The sequence below is a fragment of the Paenibacillus glucanolyticus genome (assembly GCF_037333485.1).
Taxonomy (GTDB): domain Bacteria; phylum Bacillota; class Bacilli; order Paenibacillales; family Paenibacillaceae; genus Paenibacillus_AQ; species Paenibacillus_AQ glucanolyticus.
This window is the reverse complement of the sequence record NZ_CP147845.1, coordinates 1,291,625-1,305,856: the sequence shown is the minus strand read 5'-3', so window position 1 is coordinate 1,305,856 and position 14,232 is coordinate 1,291,625. Positions and strand designations below refer to the sequence as shown.

Below are 14,232 nucleotides of genomic sequence, written 5' to 3'. Positions count from 1 at the left end.
GTTTATACTGGAACTTTTATTTACTTAGTCAGATTCTCGACTGCAGCTTTCAGGAACATAATTTTGCTGTATGCTGTTCCGCCTTGAGCAAGCGGATCGACCACATTGACAAATGCGGTGCCGTTCTTGAATGCGTTCAGGTTCTTCATGATTGGATCATTCTGCAGCTCTTCCAGTGCATTGGGTGTATCCTTGTTCTCATCTGGTGAGAACTGTACGAATACATAATCCGGATTCATCTCCGCAATTTTCTCTTTTGAGATCAATTCCTGTGCCTTGGCTGCCGCTACTTCTGCTGGTACTGCAATCCCCAAATCCTCATACAACACCGGGTTAAAGAATACGCCGGCAGGGTATATGTACATCTCGCCTGCACGAATACGAATCGCCAGAACCTTCTTGTCCTTCAGGCTATCTCCAAGGGTAGTTTTGACTTCTTCCAAATCTTCTTTATATTTGGCTATTTCCTGCTCAGCCTGCTCCTGCTTACCGCTTAACTCGCCAAGCAGTTTCAAGTTGCTTTCCCAGTTGGTTGACACATGGGAGTATGGAATCGTAGGCGCAATTTTGTTCAACTGTTCAATAACTTCAGGTTTGGCTTTGGACGATCCCAAAATGACATCAGGCTTCAGAGACAGAATCGATTCAAAATTCGGCTCCATTTTCTCACCGACCGACGTGGCTTCCTTCGTAATCGACTCAAACATCGGCGGGAATTTGCCTGAGAAGGTGATGGCTCCAACCGGATTTACATCCAGTACAATGGCGTCCTCCATCGCTTCAACCGCACCGGTGATGACAATACGATCCGTTTTTGCCGGAAGTGTGTATTCCTGATCGAGGTATTTCACAACCTTTGTATCTGACTCAGCGGTTTTCGCTTCTTCATTCGAAGTGCTCTCCTCCGCGGGTTTGCTCGTTTCTGCCGCACCGTTCGTGCTTGCTGCGTCCGTATCCTTAACTTCGTTGCCCTCTCCACAAGCGGATAACACCAAAGTGAATACCATCAACAGCCCTAAGACCCATTTCATTCTCTTCATCTCTCTCCATTTACCCCTTCCATGATCAATGATCACTTAATAATTGATAATGATTATCATTATTGATTATGGTATAGGATTTGCCCTTTTTTCACCATGGACAAATAACCGGATTCATCATGGACATTTTCCGGAAAACAACCGGAAGGCCTCCTCAGCCATATGCTCCATCGCGATGGGCGAGTACTCGCGCCAAGGATAAGAGGATAATTGATGGAATGATCCCTCTCTCACTGCTGGGAGCGTCATCCATTCCGGCGTAGCCTGCAATCTTCTCCAATGGGCCAGTGTCTCGGAATCCTGACGAATCAGAAGCAGAATATGCCCTGCGCAGCTCTCTTTGATCTGCTCCATCGTCAGCCCCCTGCCGTTCTCGAAATCCAAAGACAGCGCGGGCTGGAAATTAAAATCATCATATAATAATTCCTTCATGCCCGGATGACTGTAACTCATCAGCTCATCCTGATGCAGGCGTGCGGTCAAAAGGGTCCGCTGTCCCATCCTGCCAGGGGGGAGCTTCTCGCGGTAGGACGATATTTTCCGATGAAACCCTTCAATCCACTGCTCCGCCTCCGGCAGCTTGTCCAGCACTTCCGCCAACCCAAGCAGATTGCTCTGCCATCCCTCATGCTCTCCCGGCATCTCGTAGAGAGGGGCGATCAGCCGAAGCTGGTCCTTCTCCCATTCTTCTATTCCGTATGCAGAAACAATAAGCTCCGGACGCGCCGAAGCAAGCTTCTCCAGATTCGCATATTTATTATGATTCTGACGGTACGCATCGAGATGCACCGGAATATCCGGACCGAGAACATTATAATAGTGTTGCGACCACTTGGGATGAAGCGGAGCTGCATATGGCGTGAAATCCAGCGGCATGACATAGCCCAGTAGGGTAGTTGAACCATACAGGGCCATTTTATTTTTCCTTGTCTTCATATACACCGAGGGAGAGATTCCAAATGCCTTCTTAAACTTGCGGCTAAAATAAAACTCATCCTTGTATCCCACCATATGCGCAACTTCCCGCAGCAAAGAATCCGAACCCAGCATCAGCTGCTTCGCCTTGTTCAAGCGCACATTCGCCAAATAGTCCATCGCGCTATGACCATACGTCTTCTTATACACCTCTACAAAATATTTAGGACTCAGCTCGGACAGGCCGGCTAGTTCGTCGATCGTTAAATCTTCATTATAATGTTCTTCAATATACTCCTTCACCCGCTCCAGCGCTTGTCTCTTGTCGTTCTTGGCGTATGGACCGCATCCAGCGACCATTGTATATAACAGCTCTTGAAAATCAATCTGTACCCTCCACTGTTTTAGGGGGTCCTTGCTGTGAAATTCCTTGTGCATCGTGCGGCAGACAAGATTCAAGCGGTCAGGGGAGCTGACAACGAATATGCCGTCATAGGGCGTGAAAGCTGCGTCGTCCACCTCATGCAATCGACCACAGCCCAACTCGCCTTCATAAAAACCAAAATGAAGGATCGCAACCGCCGTCAACTCTTGTTCCTCCACACTTCGATGATCGTCGCTCGTAATACCAAACGTGGATCCCGCCGCACAAAAATAAACACACCCCTTATTCATTCGGGTGATTTGTTCTACCTGCTGCAAAGAGGCCTCCCCGCTAAGGGGGACGACCAGGGCCGACTGTACGGTCAGCTGTTGGTCAAGGGACAAGCTGTGTCCATGAACGATATCGATATTCCATAAACGGGCCATCAGCCCGCCGTATTCTTTCGGATCATTCTTATCACTGCTATTGCTCATCAGATTTAACATATATATTAGATCCCAACCTTAATTAATGAGAATGGTTATCATTATCATATAATTATCACACACCCTGTCAAATGTCCAGTGGGACCATCCTCTTTTCAGAATTGTCACAAGTATAGACCCAACATAAAAAAGCAGCCTTGCCTCCACAGGGAGTCATGACTGCTTCTTCAAATGGGATATATCTAATGAAGGTACATACAGGTGGGTCTTTAGAATGCGATATTTTCCTTCCCCTCCATGAGGAGCCTCTTCCTAGGCCCGCATATTCAGGGTTAATTCCGCCGAAGGCGCTGCCGGTTACGAGCCCGGGCCTCGCCGCCCTTGCGGCCTGCCTCTTCGCGGCTCATCTTGGCATCTTCGGTATGGTTCTGATTTCTCGACTCTCCACCCATCTGGCCGATTTCTTGATAGAACTCACGTCCATGTGAGCTTGAGGTTGACTCTCCGCCTTTGCGTCCGATATCCTCATAGAAGTCCTTGCCATGGGTATCCGAAGTAGCTTCTCCGCCCTTCTGGCCGATCTCCTGATAAAACTCCTGATTATGCGAATTAGACGTAGATTCTCCACCTTTCCTGCCGATTTCCTGGTAGAAATCTCTATCATGAGCACGAGAGGTTGCCTCCCCGCCCTTTCGTCCAATCTCTTGATAAAATTCTTTGTTATGGTTGTTCGCAGTAGCTTCTCCACCTAAACGTCCTGCTTCTTCACGGCTCATCTTTCCATTGTTGTTGTTCTTAGCCATTCTGAATCACTCCTTATAGGTTATTGGAAGTTGTTGCTCGTCCACGGTATCATATTAACCTTGTGAACGGCGATGAAACATAAATTTTGCATAAATGCGCAAGTTTGCATCAAGGTCATCCTGCACAAAGTATTGATATACACGAAAAAAAAGCCCCGCACAAAGTGCGGGACTTTTTATCAAAATCTGTATGCGGTAGAGAGGACTCGAACCTCCACGGGTATACACCCACTACCCCCTCAAGATAGCGTGTCTGCCATTCCACCACTACCGCATAATACAAGGGTACATCCATCGGTACTAAATAAAAAATGGTGAGCCATGAAGGACTCGAACCTTCGACACCCTGATTAAAAGTCAGGTGCTCTACCAACTGAGCTAATGGCTCTCGATGACAATCTTGCAGCTGCCATATAAGAAAAATGGTGACCTGTAGGGAATAACCTCTCTTCGTTCGAGACTGCGATGCTTATCCTAACGAAGATCTTGCTCCGACGAATCGACGGGGTTCTCATCCCTGAGGTTATATAAGAAAGTGGTGACCCGTAGGGGATTCGAACCCCTGTTACCTCCGTGAAAGGGAGGTGTCTTAACCCCTTGACCAACGGGCCACTTTAACCACGTCGCCGTGACGACAAGATTGAGTATAGCATAAATTTAAAAATGCTGGCAAGCTTTTTTTTCGTAAATTTTAATATTTATTTTCAGTGTTTTTTCGGCCCATAATCAGCCCAAGAAACCAGCCGCTAGCTGCGTTTCTTTGACGGTATTTCTCACACCCTGCACATGGTATGCATGAGCGTCCACTCTCGAGCTTACGATCTTATGCAGCTGTTCATCTATAAAATGCAAAGCAGCCCCATCATCGGCAGCATATCCGGATTGCGCCTCACCATTAAGTACAAGATTATGGTACGACGGCCTTCTCTTACTCTCGCCATCATAGTGAGGGCAATGGCTTCCCCTCAGCATACCCAACCCCTCAAGCTTGTACAAGGGTGCGTTCAGCGGATCTGTAATCCCTTCTTCAAACCAGCATATGGAGCCAGCGCTTAACCCCGTTAATAAAACACCGAGACTGCGAAGTATGCCTAACGCTGCTTATGCTCCGACGAACCCTATCCAGGGTTCTCATCCCTTTGCAAAAAAAAGCCCCCAATCACTTTGTGATGGGAGCTTTCTTCGGTGTAACGCTAAACGGAGAGAGAGGGATTCGAACCCTCGCACCACTTACGCAGTCTAACCCCTTAGCAGAGGGTCCCCTTATAGCCACTTGGGTATCTCTCCATATGGCTCCCCGAACAGGACTCGAACCTGTGACAACTCGATTAACAGTCGAGTGCTCTACCAACTGAGCTATCAGGGAACGTTAAATAGAATACTAATAATTTATCATGACTTCTTAGGGGAGTCAAGCGATAGAAGCGTAAGACGTCCGCTGCACTTTCCGCACCTGTACCGGGCCGGGTTCATCTTCCGTTTCCGCAAATACTCGGTCCCGCAGGCGCTGCAGCGCAGCATATAGCGGTAAGGTTCCGGCTGGCGGCCCGTTGCCCTGCCCTTCGGCAAAGATTTGCAGAATCGGCTTCCTCCAACGGCTTGCAGCAATTTTTTGAAATCGGCATCCCGATGCTGATACCCCCTCCCTGCAATATGCAAATGGTAATGGCACAGCTCATGCTTAATAATCTTCTCGACCTCTTCCCTGCCGTGCGTAGCAAGCTGATGCGGATTGATCTCGATATGATGGCTCTTCATAAAATACCGGCCGCCCGTTGAGGACAAACGCCGGTTAAAGGTCGCCTGATGCCTGAACGGAACCCGGAAGCTCTCCAGCGAAATTTTCTCAACCCAAGCCTGCAGTTCTTCATTGCTCATCTCGTTCATCATAACAATACCTGATCCTTCCTTTACCTTATAAATGCTACTTGAATTTTAACTTCTCTCTGGGCTACACTGTCAAGTAGAAAGTATGGAGGGAGAACCTGCAATCATGCCGAACATGCGTTACGTTATATTAAAGGGACACGAGGGGCTGCAGTTCGTCGAAATGCCTGGTGACCACGCTTACCAGCTCAGTGCTCTGAATTTACGCCTTAACAAGGAAATCGATAAACTCACCGCTCCAGGCAAACCTCAGCTGCCTCTTGCTGTAGCTGAATGCGACAATCTTGATCTGCTGCAGGAATCGCTGAGCATTCAAGGTGGTCTGGACTACATAAATGAGCTTGAGCAGGCTTTTGCTTCCCTTAACGAAACAGAGTATCCACTCATCTCACTGCTAACCGAGATTCGGGCTCTTCAAGCCCAGCTTGAGCAGTGGTACGAGGAAGAGGCGTAATAATCGAGGTAGACCTGCACGCTTTGGGCTTTTTCCCCATATGCTATCCATACAGATGGAATTAGCAAGAGGAGGAGATACCCTTGCCGCAATGGCTCTGCAATCAATTGATACGTGCTTTCCGTAAAAAGGACAGACGTCAGATCAAGCTGCTGAACGAGTGCTGGTACTTTTACCGGAATTCACCGGGCGAAGAGAATTCGAATGCCCGATAGGGCGCTGCAACCGATCCATAAGTATGACAATAAGCCGGACTGCTGTCCGGCTTATTTTTGTGTGTATTTTATCATGATAGCTGAAGGGGAGCACGATCTACTGCAACTTACAGAAAGCTGCGCTTAGCCGACCAGGAGCCTTGCAGCTTCCGCAGAAAAATAATTTGTCCCGTATGGTATGCATCATGCGTAATTAAGCTGGCTATCCGCTGTGGAGATTCGGTGATCTCTTCTTCCGGCATCTGCTCTATTTTTTGTCTTAACGCAGTATGAACTTCATTCAGCTGCTCCTGAGCTGTTTCCCACGCCTGCTGGCTTGGATCGTGTATGAGAAAGGTCTCGTCATTGCCGATTCCTTCGTTACTAAGGGGTGTCCCTTCCAATCTTGCGAGCAGCCGCTGCTTATAATACAGCAAATGCTGCACGTTCTCCCAAATGGAATTCGCGGCCTCCCCCTCCGGTTTCCAAAGAGCCTGCTCAGCCGTCACATCCTTCAGCGCAGGAAGAATCGGCGGATACCAGTCCTCCTGCTCCATAACGTTATCCCAGTAAAGTAACAACAATTCTCGCATGTTCATATTCGATCGCCTCCATTTTAATATGTAACCACCTTAAATAAAATAGATCGTTACACATAAACTAACATACTGCCACCTCCATTACAAGTAACTAGCAACATAAATTTTTACTTGTTACAATAATGGAATGAGAAAGGATGAGTTTCATGTTGTGGGATGATTTTCTGAACAGTGAATGGCATGACTGGAGAGGCAGCGGCCGGTCAGAGGACAGACTTTATCGTGAGGATTGGCTCACCGATTTTATAGACGAATATCATCTTCAAATGACCCTGCCATTAAAAACGGATGAACTGGATCTGTTAAAACAGCTTCGCTCCTTCCTCCGAAAATGCGTGCAGCACATCGTTGCGGGAGAACCCCCTTCCCGCCAGCAATTGGAGGAATTGAACCGCTGGATGGCCGCAGGGCCAGTCGTGCGCCAGCTTGGGATGCAGGGGGACCAGAAATTCGTGCTGACCTACACCCCTGTAAATCCGGATCTTCAGACGTTTTCCGCGGAGATAGCGGGTTCTTTTGCGCAAACCTTGGAACAAGGCGAGCTGGCTCGATTCCGCATCTGCACCAACCCGGATTGTCTGTGGGTGTATTACGACGATACGCGCAACCGCTCCAAGCGATACTGTGATGACAAGGCCTGTGGCAACCTCATGAAAGTGAGACGGTTTCGGGCGAAGAAAAAGCAGCAAGCCGATATCGAGAACTAGGCTAGGGTTAGGGCGCTTAGTAGATCGTTTCTTATATTTTAATGGGTTGGAGGTAAAAATCATGAGTATAAAGAGGGTTACTGAAGCAGAATTAGCTTGGGTTAACCGGCAGTATGAACAAATCGGATTTATGCCAAGCAAACTCAAGAATGAAATCATTGCTATCGTTATGTCTCAAGGCCACTATGCCGGTGTTGGCAGACTGGTTATGTTGAATGCGCATGAGGCTGAGATGGGCGGCATTTATATACTGGATGCATTTCGAGGACAATCCCTTGCACACGAGCTCGTATCGTTCCTGGTAGAAGAATCGAAAAGACAGAATCTGAAGACGGTGTATTGCATTCCGTTCGAAGAGCTGCAGCATTTCTATGAAAAGTTCGGCTTTCATGCATTCGATGCCTCTGCCTCCAATGCCAATCCCCGGATTCTAGAAAAATATCACTGGTGCCTCAAAACATATGATAAAAACGTCCTGCTTCTAAAGCTGACCCATGACGGGTAAGCTCTGGGTAATAAAAAGCAGCGGTATGCCGCTGTCTGAGCTTCACAAGCAGTAGAACGAATAAGAGCCGTAACTCCCGATGGGAGATACGGCTCTTTCATCATTTTATACGCCATTGCGTAAGGTTCGTTCGATCCGGGGATTGCTTGGATTGCTGTCGGCCAGGTGTTGAACTAATATGGGATCCTGTTACTGGTCCTTTGGCTTACGCATCGTCAAACCGACGCGGCCTTTCTTCAAATCCACGTTCAGCACCCATACTGTAACGTTATCTCCGACGGAGACAACATCCATCGGATGTTTCACAAATCCATCACTCAGCTGGGAAATATGCACCAGACCGTCGCTCTTGATGCCGATATCAACAAAAGCACCAAAGTCGATAACATTGCGCACCGTTCCCTGAAGCTCCATTCCCGGCAGAAGATCTTCGATCTTCAGTACGTCCTGACGGAAGATTGGCAGCGGCAGTTCCTCACGCGGATCGCGTCCCGGACGCTGCAAGCTGTCCAGAATATCACGCAGCGTTGGCACGCCAACCTCCAGCTTCACCGCGAGGTTCTCCGGCTGCTGCGCATCCAGCAGCTCAGCCAGCTCCTTGCTTCCGAGCTTGTCCAGCCCTACCTGAAGCTCCTGGAACAAACGGTCAACGACCGCATATGATTCCGGGTGAATCGGCGTACGGTCCAGAACGTTCTCCCCTTCCGAAATCCGCATAAAGCCCACGCACTGCTCAAACGTCTTGGCGCCTAGCCGCGGAACCTTTTGCAGCTGCTTGCGGCTTACAAACTTCCCGTTCTCTTCCCGGTATTTCACGATATTCTTGGCAATGGTTGCGTTGATCCCTGCCACGTACGAAAGCAGGGATGGCGATGCGGTATTCACGTCAACTCCGACATGGTTAACCGCAGACTCCACGACAGCTTTCAGGCTTTCCTCCAGATGCTTCTGGGTTACATCATGCTGATATTGACCCACGCCGATCGATTTCGGATCGATCTTCACCAGCTCGGCAAGCGGATCTTGTACCCTGCGCGCAATTGAAGCCGCGCTGCGCTCGGCTACATCCAGATCCGGGAATTCTTCCTGTGCCAGCTTGGAGGCAGAGTACACACTTGCTCCGGCTTCATTAACGATGAGGTAAGCAAGCTCAGGGTCAGCGATTTCCGCAATAATCTCTTCTGCTACAAATTGCTCCGTCTCACGGGACGCCGTCCCGTTGCCAATGACAATGAGCTTGATCCCGTATTTCGCAATCAGCTGTTTGAATTTCGCAGCAGCCTCCTGCCTCTTGTTCGCTGGCGGCGTCGGGTACGTTACCGCTACTTCAAGCAGCTTGCCCGTGTCATCAACCACAGCAAGCTTGCAGCCGGTGCGATAGGCCGGATCGACACCCAATACACAGCGTCCCTTCACCGGTGGCTGCAGCAGCAAGCTGCGCAGGTTCCCTGCAAAAATAGAGATCGCCTGATTCTCCCCTTTTTCCGTAAGCTCGCCCCGAACCTCCCGTTCAATGGATGGTGCGATGAGTCGCTTGTACGAATCCTCGATCACCGCGGTAAGAATATCCGATACGGATGACGGGCCCTTAAGCACCTGTTTGCCGATGTACCCATGAATGGATTCGGAAGGAACCTCAAGCCCCACCTTCAGAATGTTCTCGCGCTCCCCGCGGTTAATGGCCAAAATCCGGTGTGGTGGCATTTTCTTCGCCAGTTCCCGATAGTTGTAATAGTTCTCATACACGGATTCTGCCTCGGTATCCTTCGCCTCTGAAGTCAATATGCCATGGTCCATACTGAATCTGCGCACCCAGGAACGAACGGTTGCATCGTCGGCTATATTTTCAGCCAAAATATCCATCGCGCCTTGCACTGCCTCTTCGGCCGAAGCCACACCCTTCTCTTCATCAACATACTTGACGGCCTCAAGCATCACATCGGCTTGCTTCGGCTGCGACCAAATCCACTCGGACAGCGGCTCGAGCCCCTTTTCCTTCGCGACGCTTGCCCGTGTCTTGCGCTTCTGCTTATACGGACGGTATAAATCTTCTACTTCCTGAAGCTTGACAGCAGCCGTGATCGACTTCCTCAGCTCTTCCGTCAGCTTGCCCTGCTCCTCTATGATGCGAATGACTTCCCGCTTACGGACTTCCAAATTGCGCAAATAGTTTGTCCGCTCTTCAATGTCACGTAATTGATTCTCATCCAGCTCGCCTGTCATTTCCTTACGATAACGTGCAATAAACGGTATGGTATTGCCCTCATCCAGAAGCTCAACGGTCGTACGCACCTGTTTCTCGGACAATTGAAGCTCTTTCGCCATTTGCTTGACGATCCGTTTTAATTCTTCCTTGCGAATCTGTTCTTCATTTACTTCCACAACAGCTTCTAATTCAGACAATGATATCCCTCTTTCTTCAATGAAACTATATTACCTATTATCCCAAACTTAAGCGCTCATTTCCACCTCATAGCTTACATCATAAGGGTTTAAGCTGTTTTTAATGTCGATTTCATCTCATTTTAAGATTCGCTTTATATTCTTAATAGTAAGAAAATGCTGCTGCCGGATATCCACACCTTCATGATGATCAGGGGGTCACCTTAGATGAATGACAAACAAGCCATTGCCTGGTCCGTTGCCTGCCTCCTGTTTATTGCAGTCGCGGTCACCACGGCCTACATTCTCATCCCAACTAACACCTAAATACGAATCTTCAATAAGAAGCGTGCTCCCAGCTTCTCATACGCATCGCAGGCAGATGGCAGTGCGGCCATCTACGTAAAAACCCTCAAGGAGTTCGTCCTTGAGGGTTTTTATAGCCATCGTTCTATGTGGAACATGCAACGCTTGGATTGAATTAAAAATCAATCAAGCCCAGACTTATTTGCAGGGAATCATCCACCTTGCTCATCATTTCATCATCAAGATGGGTGATTTTGTCAGTTAGCCGCTGCTTATCAATCGTCCGGATCTGCTCTAGCAAAATGACGGAATCCCGATCAAATCCATGCGACGCCGCGTCGATTTCGACGTGAGTCGGCAGCTTGGCTTTTTGAATCTGTGCCGTAATGGCTGCAACAATCACAGTCGGACTAAACCGGTTGCCGATATCGTTCTGGATCACAAGAACCGGCCTTACGCCGCCCTGCTCCGAACCGACAACGGGTGATAAATCCGCAAAAAATACGTCGCCCCGTTTAACGATCACTGTCTACACCCCGCTTACTAAGCGGTCTAGAGTGTTGTCTGCATCTTCCTCCGCGTGAAACGCCTCAGAAGCCATGGTCAGGTTAATTTTGGCCATTTCCATATAACCTCGCTGCATGGATTCACGAATGTAACGTTTCTTCCGTTCATTCAGGTACAACTTCATGGCCTGCCTAATAAGCTCACTGCGGTTGGAATTTTCCAGCTGAGCGATCCCGTCCACTTCCTGCAAAAGATGATCCGGCAAACTGATCATGATTCGTTTGGTGTTCTGCATATTGGCCACCTTCTATCACACCCCCACAACCTTCTCGCCCTGTGCACCAGTATTACATTATTCAAGGAAATTTATACAAAAGAATATATATGCCGAAGGTATATCAAGTATGCTGCATATCATTATAAACTACAATCGACACTTTCGTACAGACTTTAGCGACATATTCCTATTTCGAGGGTGTCTGTACGTATTCCTTCTTTCCTGAATAAATTACTTGGGGCACAAAAGGCCTTTAAAGGTGATTCCAGAGTGCATTTACCGTCTTAACGGGTATATCGTCGCGTATATACTGACGTGGTACCCGGTGGGCAATCATGCAGACGACCTCGTAGTGGATCGTTCCCAGCTTGGCTGCCAGCTCATCTGCCGTGATGCATTCGCCAGATTGCTGGCCGATGAGTACAACCTCTTCACCAGCTTTAATTTGTTCCGCCTCCTCGGCGAAAGGTTTGAGCGATACCATACATTGGTCCATACAGATATTTCCGACTACAGGGGCGCGGCGGCCGCGTATCAGCACTTCCGCTTTACCGCTCAGCATACGTGAGAAACCGTCGGCGTAACCGATAGGAAGGGTTCCAATTCTCTCTTCCTGCTCTGTTACATATTTCGACCCGTAACTGATACCGGAATGCGGAGGCAGATTTTTGACGTAGACAAGCTTGGTCTTTAACGTCATGACAGGGCGGAGGCTCACTGCCTTCCGATTCACCTCATCCGAAGGATACAATCCATACAGGCTAATGCCAATACGAACCATATTATAAGATAATTCGGGTGTATCGATGGCAGCAGCGCTGTTACCCGTATGTATGATCGGGATATGGTAGCCCTTATCCCGAAGAGCGTCCGCTACGCCCTGAAAACGGCGGTACTGTTCCAATGTATAGTCTTTGTTGTGTTCATCCGCTCTTGCAAAATGGGTAAACATTCCTTCGACAACAACCTGCGGCAGTGAACATGCTTCTTCTATAAAAGTAAGAGCATCTTCACCAGGAAGCAGGCCCAAACGACCCATTCCGCTGTCAATCTTGATGTGTACCTTAAGTGGCTTCTCCGGCTTGACCGGCAGTGCCTTTATCGCTTTGAGCACTTCCGAACTGAACAGGGTTATGGTTACATCATACTCATAAGCGGTCTCTACCGCCTCCGGTGGTGTATAACCGAGCACCAGGATCGGAATAGAGATGCCTCCTTGCCGAAGCTCGAGCGCCTCATCAAGGAAAGCTACGCTCAAGTAAGCCGCTCCCAGTTGCTGAAGTTCGCGTGCCACTTCTACAGCTCCGTGACCATACGCGTTAGCCTTCACACATGCAAGCAACTCCATGTGCTTGGGCAGCGCCTCACGAAAAACGTTATAGTTAGCGCGCAGATGGTCCAGGTTGATTTCCGCCAGGGTAGGTCGATATATCGCTTGCAATTCCAGTCACCTTCTTACCATTTTGAAAAAAGCATTAGGTTTACATTAGATTAATGGTAATGTTCCCGCGAGCAACTGTCAATTGAGCCAAACTGCTTATTTCTGAAGCTCGCGGTACCCTTGTAGTGACGAAACTTGGTGAAACATCGGAATATCTGCAAGAAATGCAGGCAGAACCCCTGACGGATTGCCTTTATTTGGAAAATAGGCGAATGGCCCCATTGTCGGAATTTTGCCCTCCTTCAATGCTTGGTATCCGCCTACTTTGTATTATTTACCCGATTCTCCCTGCATGGAAGCAGCGACTTTCACCATTTCACTCACAGGAAGATTTGCGCTGGTGATTCGGTATTCGACTCCTTCTGTATTCCAGGTCAGCGTTCTTTGCTGATCGCCAGTGAGCAGCCCTACCGTTGTGAAGTCGATGTAAATCGCTTCGCCCGGTACGAGGGAAACCGCACGATCCACCGGTCTGGATTCCATAATCGTGTATTGGTACACGCCGTCATACTTCAGGATGACCGCATGATCCTTGCTCTCTGCAACCTCCATGGTGTCCTTATTGGTAACCCCGGCAGGAAGATACTCCGGATAAATAATGCCGAACGATCCCATGTCGCCGCCGGAGGCCGTTGGCGTCAAACCATCTGTTCCCTGGGCCCCATTGCCATCTGCTCCGGAAGCCACCGGCACTCCATTCTCGTCCACTTCAGCAAGCGTTCCCTTCGCATCACTCATTGCGCTCAGATTCTTGTTGGTATCAAACGATTCCTTCGTCAGATTGGTGTCAAATGTAAAGGTATTGAATTTAACCTCAACCACGACATTAGCTTCCGAATCCGATACTTGTACCTGTTTCGGAGTGTAATTGTCCTTGGCGAGCCATATCTTCTGACGAATCAGGGAATGGCTGTGGTAGTTCGCCGCCACATCGAACACGTAGCTATCCTTATCCTCGGCAAACTGACGGGTATTGTCGCTCAGAATGCTGCCCAGCAGCGTCTGATACAGATATACCTGTCCCTGATTATCCGGCCAGTCGCTCTTGAAGCGGAAGCTCTTGTTCAGGCTTGGTGTCAGGACGAACACACCATCATCATTACGAAGCACGATTTGCGTAATATCCTTTTGCCCATTCGTTAAGCTGATCCGGTAGTAAGATGGTGACTGATACCATACCTCCACCTGGTACTCCTGCGGCGCCGAACCGGTATGTATGGTCATAACGCCCGCTCCCTGGTAAGCACCCTTGGCACTTTCCAGCTTATCAGCCACCTTGCCCAGATCCTTCACAACGCTGTCCGCATTTTTCTTCCCGCATCCCGCCAGTATTGTTGTTAAGCATAATACTACCGCGAGCAGCACCCATGAAATCCGGCGCATGTCATCATCCCCTTCAACACTT

The 14,232-nt window shown here is 48.9% G+C and carries 15 protein-coding genes and 5 tRNA genes; 4 read left to right on the top strand and 16 right to left on the bottom strand.

Annotated elements, in window-relative coordinates; all coding sequences use genetic code 11:
• Nucleotides 1-20: 20 nt before the first annotated feature.
• From WDY75_RS06300 to WDY75_RS06255, 10 genes are all read right to left on the bottom strand, one after another.
• The gene (locus WDY75_RS06300; RefSeq protein WP_040681000.1) at nt 21-1,040 is read right to left on the bottom strand and encodes an ABC transporter substrate-binding protein; all 1,020 of its coding nucleotides are present in this window, start codon (nt 1,038-1,040) and stop codon (nt 21-23) included.
• A 117-nt stretch (nt 1,041-1,157) separates the two neighbouring features.
• Nucleotides 1,158-2,825 (bottom strand): AraC family transcriptional regulator, encoded by a 1,668-nt coding sequence (locus tag WDY75_RS06295; RefSeq protein WP_063480490.1) that lies wholly within the window; start codon nt 2,823-2,825, stop codon nt 1,158-1,160.
• Nucleotides 2,826-3,097: 272 nt separating this feature from the next.
• The gene (locus WDY75_RS06290) at nt 3,098-3,568 is read right to left on the bottom strand and encodes a KGG domain-containing protein (RefSeq protein WP_006212378.1); all 471 of its coding nucleotides are present in this window, start codon (nt 3,566-3,568) and stop codon (nt 3,098-3,100) included.
• A 191-nt stretch (nt 3,569-3,759) separates the two neighbouring features.
• A tRNA-Leu gene (locus tag WDY75_RS06285) sits at nt 3,760-3,842 on the bottom strand.
• 38 nt (nt 3,843-3,880) lie between these two features.
• Nucleotides 3,881-3,956: transfer RNA gene (locus WDY75_RS06280), tRNA-Lys, on the bottom strand.
• Nucleotides 3,957-4,104: 148 nt separating this feature from the next.
• Nucleotides 4,105-4,179 (bottom strand) — tRNA-Glu (locus tag WDY75_RS06275).
• Nucleotides 4,180-4,294: 115 nt separating this feature from the next.
• A complete protein-coding gene (locus tag WDY75_RS06270) occupies nt 4,295-4,588 on the bottom strand; it encodes a Type 1 glutamine amidotransferase-like domain-containing protein (protein ID WP_231888283.1) in 294 nt (97 codons plus the stop codon).
• A gap of 178 nt (nt 4,589-4,766) precedes the next feature.
• Nucleotides 4,767-4,855: transfer RNA gene (locus tag WDY75_RS06265), tRNA-Ser, on the bottom strand.
• Between the two features lie 3 nt (nt 4,856-4,858).
• Nucleotides 4,859-4,934, bottom strand: a tRNA-Asn gene (locus WDY75_RS06260).
• 26 nt (nt 4,935-4,960) lie between these two features.
• Nucleotides 4,961-5,458: a SprT family protein gene (locus WDY75_RS06255; RefSeq protein WP_006212380.1), complete on the bottom strand. Its 498-nt coding sequence runs from the start codon at nt 5,456-5,458 to the stop codon at nt 4,961-4,963.
• Nucleotides 5,459-5,561: 103 nt separating this feature from the next.
• On the opposite strand from WDY75_RS06255, the gene WDY75_RS06250 reads away from it, so the two are divergent.
• Both WDY75_RS06250 and cmpA read left to right on the top strand, forming a co-directional pair.
• Nucleotides 5,562-5,909 (top strand): hypothetical protein, encoded by a 348-nt coding sequence (locus WDY75_RS06250; RefSeq protein WP_006212381.1) that lies wholly within the window; start codon nt 5,562-5,564, stop codon nt 5,907-5,909.
• 83 nt (nt 5,910-5,992) lie between these two features.
• A complete protein-coding gene (gene cmpA, locus WDY75_RS06245; protein WP_006212382.1) occupies nt 5,993-6,124 on the top strand; it encodes a cortex morphogenetic protein CmpA in 132 nt (43 codons plus the stop codon).
• A 107-nt stretch (nt 6,125-6,231) separates the two neighbouring features.
• On the opposite strand, the gene WDY75_RS06240 is transcribed toward cmpA, so the two are convergent.
• Nucleotides 6,232-6,702 carry a DinB family protein gene (locus WDY75_RS06240; RefSeq protein WP_063480491.1) on the bottom strand — a complete coding sequence of 157 codons (471 nt, stop codon included), beginning with the start codon at nt 6,700-6,702 and terminating at the stop codon, nt 6,232-6,234.
• Between the two features lie 146 nt (nt 6,703-6,848).
• On the opposite strand from WDY75_RS06240, the gene WDY75_RS06235 reads away from it, so the two are divergent.
• Nucleotides 6,849-7,409, top strand: a complete 561-nt coding sequence (locus WDY75_RS06235; RefSeq protein ID WP_063480492.1) for a CGNR zinc finger domain-containing protein — start codon at nt 6,849-6,851, stop codon at nt 7,407-7,409.
• A 61-nt stretch (nt 7,410-7,470) separates the two neighbouring features.
• Nucleotides 7,471-7,914 (top strand): GNAT family N-acetyltransferase, encoded by a 444-nt coding sequence (locus tag WDY75_RS06230; protein ID WP_063480493.1) that lies wholly within the window; start codon nt 7,471-7,473, stop codon nt 7,912-7,914.
• A 189-nt stretch (nt 7,915-8,103) separates the two neighbouring features.
• Here WDY75_RS06230 and WDY75_RS06225 read toward each other — a convergent pair whose 3' ends face one another.
• From WDY75_RS06225 to WDY75_RS06205, 5 genes are all read right to left on the bottom strand, one after another.
• Nucleotides 8,104-10,239, bottom strand: a complete 2,136-nt coding sequence (locus WDY75_RS06225; RefSeq protein ID WP_197477180.1) for a Tex family protein — start codon at nt 10,237-10,239, stop codon at nt 8,104-8,106.
• 538 nt (nt 10,240-10,777) lie between these two features.
• Nucleotides 10,778-11,128, bottom strand: a complete 351-nt coding sequence (locus WDY75_RS06220; RefSeq protein ID WP_006212388.1) for a type II toxin-antitoxin system PemK/MazF family toxin — start codon at nt 11,126-11,128, stop codon at nt 10,778-10,780.
• 3 nt (nt 11,129-11,131) lie between these two features.
• Nucleotides 11,132-11,413, bottom strand: a complete 282-nt coding sequence (locus tag WDY75_RS06215) for a CopG family ribbon-helix-helix protein (RefSeq protein WP_028406492.1) — start codon at nt 11,411-11,413, stop codon at nt 11,132-11,134.
• Nucleotides 11,414-11,639: 226 nt separating this feature from the next.
• Complete coding sequence (gene alr, locus WDY75_RS06210) at nt 11,640-12,827, bottom strand: alanine racemase (RefSeq protein ID WP_006212390.1); 1,188 nt, start codon at nt 12,825-12,827, stop codon at nt 11,640-11,642.
• A gap of 270 nt (nt 12,828-13,097) precedes the next feature.
• Nucleotides 13,098-14,210 (bottom strand): outer membrane lipoprotein carrier protein LolA, encoded by a 1,113-nt coding sequence (locus WDY75_RS06205; RefSeq protein ID WP_036642606.1) that lies wholly within the window; start codon nt 14,208-14,210, stop codon nt 13,098-13,100.
• Nucleotides 14,211-14,232: the final 22 nt, after the last annotated feature.

Coding starts and splice junctions, on each gene's coding strand:
- WDY75_RS06300 (WP_040681000.1), bottom strand. CDS start 1,040: ATGAAGAGAATGAAATGGGTCTTAGGGCTGTTGATGGTATTCACTTTG.
- WDY75_RS06295 (WP_063480490.1), bottom strand. CDS start 2,825: ATGTTAAATCTGATGAGCAATAGCAGTGATAAGAATGATCCGAAAGAA.
- WDY75_RS06290 (WP_006212378.1), bottom strand. CDS start 3,568: ATGGCTAAGAACAACAACAATGGAAAGATGAGCCGTGAAGAAGCAGGA.
- WDY75_RS06255 (WP_006212380.1), bottom strand. CDS start 5,458: ATGATGAACGAGATGAGCAATGAAGAACTGCAGGCTTGGGTTGAGAAA.
- WDY75_RS06250 (WP_006212381.1), top strand. CDS start 5,562: ATGCCGAACATGCGTTACGTTATATTAAAGGGACACGAGGGGCTGCAG.
- WDY75_RS06240 (WP_063480491.1), bottom strand. CDS start 6,702: ATGAACATGCGAGAATTGTTGTTACTTTACTGGGATAACGTTATGGAG.
- WDY75_RS06235 (WP_063480492.1), top strand. CDS start 6,849: ATGTTGTGGGATGATTTTCTGAACAGTGAATGGCATGACTGGAGAGGC.
- WDY75_RS06230 (WP_063480493.1), top strand. CDS start 7,471: ATGAGTATAAAGAGGGTTACTGAAGCAGAATTAGCTTGGGTTAACCGG.
- WDY75_RS06225 (WP_197477180.1), bottom strand. CDS start 10,239: ATGGCGAAAGAGCTTCAATTGTCCGAGAAACAGGTGCGTACGACCGTT.
- WDY75_RS06205 (WP_036642606.1), bottom strand. CDS start 14,210: ATGCGCCGGATTTCATGGGTGCTGCTCGCGGTAGTATTATGCTTAACA.